Source organism: Streptomyces sp. DT190, from assembly GCF_049846985.1.
Lineage (GTDB): Bacteria > Actinomycetota > Actinomycetes > Streptomycetales > Streptomycetaceae > Streptomyces.
Genome location: NZ_JBNCNM010000009.1, coordinates 1 through 5,039 on the forward strand (window position 1 = coordinate 1; position 5,039 = coordinate 5,039).

General features: G+C 75.3%; 3 protein-coding genes. 2 read left to right on the forward strand and 1 reads right to left on the reverse strand.

All coding sequences use genetic code 11. From position 1 onward, the window contains the following. A partial coding sequence (locus ACPXCS_RS17530) for a HAMP domain-containing protein (RefSeq protein ID WP_425970987.1) occupies window positions 1-1,102 on the reverse strand: 1,102 nt, incomplete at its 3' end. A 360-nt stretch (window positions 1,103-1,462) separates the two neighbouring features. On the opposite strand from ACPXCS_RS17530, the gene ACPXCS_RS17535 reads away from it, so the two are divergent. Both ACPXCS_RS17535 and hemW read left to right on the forward strand, forming a co-directional pair. Beyond that, window positions 1,463-3,700 (forward strand): SpoIIE family protein phosphatase, encoded by a 2,238-nt coding sequence (locus tag ACPXCS_RS17535; RefSeq protein WP_425970995.1) that lies wholly within the window; start codon window positions 1,463-1,465, stop codon window positions 3,698-3,700. Window positions 3,701-3,749: 49 nt separating this feature from the next. Beyond that, window positions 3,750-4,982, forward strand: a complete 1,233-nt coding sequence (hemW, locus tag ACPXCS_RS17540) for a radical SAM family heme chaperone HemW (protein ID WP_425944983.1) — start codon at window positions 3,750-3,752, stop codon at window positions 4,980-4,982. Window positions 4,983-5,039 lie beyond the last annotated feature (57 nt).

Genomic DNA, 5,039 nt, shown 5'->3' on the forward strand with positions numbered 1-5,039 from the left:
GGCCGCCGAGGTTGCCCTCGGTGCCGACCTCGCGGGCGACGCGGGTGACCTCGTCGGCGAAGGCGGAGAGCTGGTCGACCATCGTGTTGATCGTCGACTTCAGCTCCAGGATCTCGCCCTGCGCGTCGACCGTGATCTTCTGCGACAGGTCGCCGTTGGCCACGGCCGTCGTCACCTGGGCGATGTTGCGGACCTGCGAGGTCAGGTTCGACGCCATGAAGTTGACGTTGTCGGTGAGGTCCTTCCAGACACCGGAGACGCCCCTGACCTGGGCCCGGCCGCCCAGCTGGCCCTCCGTGCCGACCTCGCGGGCCACGCGCGTGACCTCGTCGGCGAAGGCGGAGAGCTGGTCGACCATCGTGTTCACGGTCAGCTTCAGCTCCAGCAGCTCGCCGGTCGCCTCCACCGTGACCGTACGGGTCAGGTCGCCGCGCGCCACCGCCGTCGTCACGGCCGCGATGTCCCGCACCTGGGCCGTCAGCCGGGACGCCATCGTGTTGACGGCCTCCGTCACGTCCCGCCAACTGCCCGACAGCCCCTGCACCTTGGCGCGGCCGCCGAGCCGCCCCTCGGTGCCGACCTCGCGGGCGACCCGTGTCACCTCGCCGGTGAACAGGGACAGCTGGTCGACCATCTTGTTCACGGCCCGGCCGAGGCGGCGCAGGTCGCCGCGCAACTCCCGGGTCCCGTCGTGCAGGTCGACCCGCTGCGTCAGATCGCCGCCCGCCACCGCGTCCAGCACGCGGGTGGCGTTGGCCGCCGGGGCGACCAGGGCGTCGAGCAGCTGGTTCACGTCGTCGATCCGGGACGTCCACAGGCCCTGGCCCGGGCTGGCCGAGAGCCGCTCGTCCAGGCGGCCGTGGCGCACCAGTTCGCGCCGGACGCGCCGCACCTCGGTGGTGAAGTGGACGCTGCGGTCCATGATCTGGTTGTGGACCGCGGTGAGTTCGGCCACCATGCCGTGGCCGGTTTCGGGCACCTTGACGAAGTCGCCGTCCCGGGCGGCCGTCATGGCCGCGAGCAGGGGACGCAGATCGGATGCACGAATCTGACCGTCTTCGTGTCGGTCTTCGACCACAGGAGTAGCACGGTTCTCACTCATGGCGGCCCACTTCGGTAACTCGGCGCTTATGGGCGCGGTCAGTCTGTCACTCTGTCGGCATCGACTGTGGCGTATTCGTACGAACTGCCCGGGGAGCTGTCCATGGGGGCCATTCCGACGCAACGGGAGACCGCTTTCCGTGCCTCAGATGCGCCTGCACACGCTGGGGAGACGTCCGTGCCCGTTCAGGAGGGGCCTGCCTTCGAGGAGCCCGCACCGGCTGCGGAGGCACTCGCCTCCGAGGCGTGCGCTCCCGAGGACGGGCTGTCCGTGCCCGTGCCCGCCCGCGACGGCATGGCGTCCGTGCCCGTGCCCGCCCGCGACGGCATGGCGTCCGTGCCCGTGTCCGCCCGCGACGGCATGGCGTCCGTGCCCGTGTCCGCCCGCGACGGCATGGCGTCCGTGCCCGTGTCCGCTGCGGCGGTTGCCGCTGCCGCTTTCGCTGCCGACGACGACGGCGGCGTGGTGCCCGTCTCCGTCGCCGAGGCGCCCGCGCCGGAGCGCGCGCGGGCGTACACGACGCTGCCGGGCAGTTCCGTCGCGCCGGGAGCCGCCCGCGCCCTGGTGCGCGAGGCGCTCGCGGAGTGGCGCGTGCGCGGCCTGCCCGGCGCCGAGCACCTCACCGACCGCCTTCGCGACGACGCCACGCTCGTCGTCAGCGAACTCGTCACCAACGCCGTCGTGCACGCCGGCACCGACGTCGAGATGGAGTGCCGGCTGGAGGGCGACACCCCGGACACAGCCGCCCTCGTCGTCGAGGTCTCCGACCACCACCCGTCCCGCGCCCCGCGTGGCGGCGAGCAGGAGACGCCCCACGACACCCCGGAGTACGGGCGCGGACTGCGGCTCGTCGGCGCGCTCTCCGAGGCCTGGGGGATCACCTACCGCACCGGTCGGAAGACCGTCTGGGCGCGGCTGCCCGCCGTGGGGGGCGTGGCCGGGGAGCAGATCGAGGCGTACGCCGGGGAGAAACGCGCGCTGGCGCGCGGATTACGGATGGCCGAGATCCTGGCGCCGGAGCCGCCCCCGGAGGCCGCGGACGAGGACGCACGGGCCGCACGGCACGCCGCCGGCCCCGTGGACACCCCCGGCCCCGTGGACACCCCCGGCCCCGCAAACACCCCCGGCCCCGTGGACACCCCTGGCCCCGCGGACACCCCCGGCGACGGAGGCACCCGCGGCTCGTCCCACGCCCCCGGCCCGCGCGACGCCCCGGGCCTGCGCGACTGGAGCGACCTGCGCGACTGGCGCGACCGCCACGAGAACCCCGACGGGCGCGACGGACCCGACGGCTCCTGGCTCGGGCGCGGCGCCCTGTCCTTCCTCGCGGAGGCCTCCGACCTGCTCGCCGGGCAGCTCGACGAGGACCTGGTCGCCGCGCTCGCCGGGCAGCTGATCGTGCCGCGGCTGGCCGACTGGTGCGCGGTCTGGCTGGAGGACGAGGCCACCGGCGGCGGCTGGAGCGGCGGGGCGGGCGGTCCCCGGCTGGCCCGCGTCTGGCACGGCAGCGAGAACCGCATCGAGGAGCTGCGCCGGACCCTGGAGAAGGAACCGCCGCCCTCGTCGGACCTCGCGGGCTCCGGGCCCGTCGCGTGCCCCTGGCCCGGCGAGGCGCTCGGCGACACCCCGGGGGAGTCCGGCTCGGCCCTCGCGTACCGCCTCGTCGCCGGGGGACGTCCGCTCGGCACCCTGGTCATCGGACGGTCCGGCACCGCCCGCTTCCCCGACGAGATCACCGGCCTCGTCGAGGACCTCGGCCGCCGGGTGGCCCTGGCCATCGGCGCCGCCCGGCAGTACGCCCGCCAGGCCACCATCAGCGCCGTCCTGCAGCGCGGGCTGCTGCCCGGGGCCGTCGCCGAGATCCCCGGCGTGCGCAGCGCCCTCGTCTACGAGCCCTGCGACAAGGGCGGGCCCAGCGGCGACTTCTACGACCTGTTCCCGGCCGGCGACGGCCGCTGGTGCTTCGCCGTCGGCGACGTCCAGGGCAAGGGACCCGAGGCCGCCGTCGTCATCGGGCTGGCCCGGCCCTGGCTGCGGCTGCTGGCCCGCGAGGGCTACCGGGTCGCCGACGTCCTGGACCGCCTCAACCAGCTGCTGCTCGACGACGCCACGGAGGCCGCGGACGCGGCGGCCCGGGCCCTGGTGGCGGCGGGCGCGCGGCCCACCCCGCCCGGCGACGGCCCGCAGACCCGCTTCCTGTCCCTGCTCTACGGCGAGCTGGTCCCCTTCGACGGCGGAGTCCGCTGCACCGTCGCCTCCGCCGGGCACCCGCTGCCCCTGCGGCTCGGGGCGGACGGTGAGGTCCACCCGTGCGCGCAGCCGCAGACCCTGCTGGGCGTCGTCGAGGACGTCACGTACACCAGCGAGACCTTCGAGCTGCGCTCCGGCGACACGCTGCTGTGCGTCACCGACGGCGTCACCGAGCGCCGCTCCGGCTCCCGCCAGTTCGACGACGGGGACGGGCTCGCGGCGGCGCTGGCCGGGTGCGCCGGGCTGGACGCGGAGCTCATAGCCGAGCGCATCAAGCGGCTCGTGCACGAGTTCGGGGCGCGGCCCCCGGCGGACGACCTGGCGCTGCTGGTGCTCCAGGCGGAGTGAGCCGCAGCTCCCGGCCGGGGCACCGCGCCGGTGCGGGACAATGGGGGACATGCCTTCCGCACTCCCCGACGGCGAGCCCGTCCCCGACGACGGCGCGCTGCCCGCGTCCGCGCTCGCCGGGGCCGCCGGCCGTCCGCTCGGGTTCTACCTGCACGTCCCGTACTGCGCGACCCGCTGCGGCTACTGCGACTTCAACACCTACACGGCGACCGAGCTGCGGGGCACCGGCGGTGTGCTCGCCTCCCGGGACAACTACGCCGAGACGCTCGTGGACGAGGTCCGGCTGGCGCGGAAGGTGCTGGGCGACGACCCCCGGCCCGTTCGCACGGTGTTCGTGGGCGGGGGCACGCCGACGCTGCTGGACGCCGCGGACCTGGTGCGGATGCTCGACGCGGTGCGTCAGGAGTTCGGGCTCGCCGAGGACGCGGAGGTCACGACCGAGGCGAACCCGGAGTCGGTCGACCCGGCCTATCTGGCGACCCTGCGCGAGGGCGGCTTCAACCGGATCTCCTTCGGGATGCAGAGCGCGCGCCGGCACGTCCTGAAGGTGCTGGACCGCACGCACACGCCCGGGCGGCCGGAGGCGTGTGTCGCGGAGGCCCGCGCGGCCGGGTTCGAGCACGTCAACCTCGACCTGATCTACGGCACGCCCGGGGAGTCGGACGACGACTGGCGGGCGTCGCTGGACGCGGTGCTCGCCGCCGGGCCCGATCACGTGAGCGCCTACGCGCTGATCGTCGAGGAGGGCACGCAACTGGCGCGGCGGATCCGCCGGGGCGAGGTGCCGATGACCGACGACGACGTCCACGCCGACCGGTACCTGATCGCCGACGAGGTGCTCTCGGGCGCCGGGTTCGGGTGGTACGAGGTGTCGAACTGGGCGACCTCGCCGGCGGGGCGGTGCCTGCACAACGAGCTGTACTGGCGGGGAGCCGACTGGTGGGGTGCCGGGCCGGGGGCGCACAGCCACGTCGGCGGGGTGCGGTGGTGGAACGTGAAGCACCCGGGCGCGTACGCGGCCGCACTGGCTTCGGGCAGGTCGCCCGGGGCCGGGCGTGAGGTGCTGTCGGAGGAGGACCGGCGGGTCGAGCGGATCCTGCTGGAGCTGCGGCTGCGGGAGGGGGTGCCGCTGGCGTTGCTGCGGGAGGACGGGCTCGCGGCGTCGCGCAGGGCGCTGTCGGACGGGCTGCTGGAGGCAGGGCCGTACGCGGAGGGGCGGGCCGTGCTCACCCTGCGGGGCAGGCTGCTGGCCGACGGCGTGGTGCGCGATCTCGTGGACTGAGACGCGCGGCGCCGGTGCCGGGCGCGGGGGGTTCCGCAGCCCGGCGCGGCGGGGTGG

Coding starts and splice junctions, on each gene's coding strand:
- ACPXCS_RS17535 (WP_425970995.1), top strand. CDS start 1,463: ATGGCGTCCGTGCCCGTGTCCGCCCGCGACGGCATGGCGTCCGTGCCC.
- hemW (WP_425944983.1), top strand. CDS start 3,750: ATGCCTTCCGCACTCCCCGACGGCGAGCCCGTCCCCGACGACGGCGCG.